The 1,709-nt window shown below is 67.9% G+C and carries 3 protein-coding genes and 1 pseudogene; all 4 read left to right on the top strand.

Going from position 1 to position 1,709, the window contains the following annotated elements:
- A pseudogene (locus B0F77_RS45975) lies at nucleotides 1-462 on the top strand (hypothetical protein); the annotation flags it as partial.
- A gap of 18 nt (nucleotides 463-480) precedes the next feature.
- Complete coding sequence (locus B0F77_RS45970) at nucleotides 481-852, top strand: MmcQ/YjbR family DNA-binding protein (RefSeq protein WP_086669331.1); 372 nt, start codon at nucleotides 481-483, stop codon at nucleotides 850-852.
- A 20-nt stretch (nucleotides 853-872) separates the two neighbouring features.
- A complete protein-coding gene (locus B0F77_RS45965; protein WP_086669330.1) occupies nucleotides 873-1,133 on the top strand; it encodes a Prokaryotic metallothionein in 261 nt (86 codons plus the stop codon).
- Nucleotides 1,134-1,178: 45 nt separating this feature from the next.
- Complete coding sequence (locus B0F77_RS45960; protein WP_086669329.1) at nucleotides 1,179-1,514, top strand: hypothetical protein; 336 nt, start codon at nucleotides 1,179-1,181, stop codon at nucleotides 1,512-1,514.
- Nucleotides 1,515-1,709: the final 195 nt, after the last annotated feature.

Raw genomic sequence — 1,709 nt, 5'->3', positions numbered from 1 at the left:
GCGCGCATCGACTACCTCTCGCTGTTCGAGGAGGCTCGCGACGCCTTCCGGGTCGGCGGTGTGCCGTTGTGCGAGATGTGGACGATCAAGAACGTCGTCCTCGCTTACCTGCGGCAACGCCGTTTCGAGGAAGCGATCGCGTGCGCGGCGAGGGTGTACGAGATCTTCCAGGAGGCCACGAACGAGGCCGCCGCGGGAGGCGACCTCGCCGGAATAGCAGCCGCCTACGGCCGCCCGGACCTGGCCGAACAACTCGCCACCGCGGCCATCACGGACGCCGGCCGCACGGGCGACGCCTGGTCGGAGGCGAGGGCCCTGCACACCCTGGCCGACATCCGGGCGAGCCGTGGCGACGTCGAAGCGTCCGCCCGCACCTACCGGCGTGCGCTGGAGGCGTGGACCGAACTGCGGAACCCGCGCCGCATCACGCTGGTGGAGGAGGCCATGGCACGGCTCGGGTGAAAGTCGCAGGATGTCCGGGTGGACGCACTCGAACACCTGCGCAGTCTTTGTCTGGCGTTGCCGGAAGTCACCGAACGACTCAGCCACGGCGAGCCCACGTGGTTCGTGCGCGGCAAGAAGACCTTCGTGACGTCGGCGAACCACCACCACGACGACCGCGTGGCGTTCTGGTGCGCCGCCGGCCCCGACGTGCAGGCCACGCTGGTCGCCCAGGACCCCGAGCGGTACTTCCGCCCGCCCTACGTCGGCCACCGCGGCTGGCTCGGCGTGTACCTCGACGTCGAGGTGGACTGGGACGTCATCGGGGACCTCGTCGAGGACGCCTATCGGGTGATTGCCCCGAAGACTTTGGTCGCGCAACTCGACGCCTCAAGTTGCCGACCCGACTGACCTGCCGCAGTCTTCCGCGCATGGCGACCTGTGACGTCTGTGGCAACGAGTACTGGATGGCCTTCGAGGTGCGCACCGTCGGCGGCGGCGTGCACACGTTCGACAGCTTCGAGTGCGCGATCCAACGGCTCGCGCCGCGCTGCGAACACTGCGACTGCCGCGTGATCGGGCACGGCGTGGAGGTGGAGGGCCGCTTCTTCTGCTGTGCCCACTGCGCGCGTTCGGCGTCCACCGACCTGGGCGCGATGATCCGCGACACCGTCGGCGCCCATCCCGGTTAGACACGGAAGGGCTGGCGAAGCACTTGTCAGGTTACGTTGGCGGACATGAACTTCAAGGGATCGCTCGTCCGCCGGGTGAACAGCCTGATGGTCGGACTGCGCGACGCGCCGCTGGTGGGGAAGTACGTGCGTAAAGGCATCACCGTCGTGTCCTACACGGGACGGCGTTCGGGCCGAACGTTCTCCACACCCGTTGGCTACCAACGCAAAGGTGACGTCATCAACATCGAGGTGATGATGCCGGACGCCAAGACGTGGTGGCGCAACTTCAACGGCGAAGGCGGCCCGCTCACGCTCGATCTCGAAGGCGGCAAAACGACCGGTCACGCGACATCGCACCGTGACGACAAGGGACGCGTCACGGTGCGAGTGCAGCTGTAGAAACCAGCACGGCTGAACTCCGCACGAAGCTGGAGGTGGCCGACGGTCGGCTCGGCGACGTAGCGTCGGCATGTGCCGGAGCAGGGAGAGGTCATCGCCGAGCGGTACCGGCTGATGTCGCCGATCGGACACGGGTCCATGGGGGTCGTCTGGCAGGCCCGCGACGAGCGCCTCGGCCGGGTGATCGCGGTCAAG

Source organism: Lentzea kentuckyensis (assembly GCF_002150765.1).
GTDB classification, from domain to species: domain Bacteria; phylum Actinomycetota; class Actinomycetes; order Mycobacteriales; family Pseudonocardiaceae; genus Lentzea; species Lentzea kentuckyensis.
This window is presented reverse-complemented; position numbering and strand designations above follow the sequence as displayed.

Coding starts and splice junctions, on each gene's coding strand:
- B0F77_RS45965 (WP_086669330.1), top strand. CDS start 873: ATGGCGACCTGTGACGTCTGTGGCAACGAGTACTGGATGGCCTTCGAG.
- B0F77_RS45960 (WP_086669329.1), top strand. CDS start 1,179: ATGAACTTCAAGGGATCGCTCGTCCGCCGGGTGAACAGCCTGATGGTC.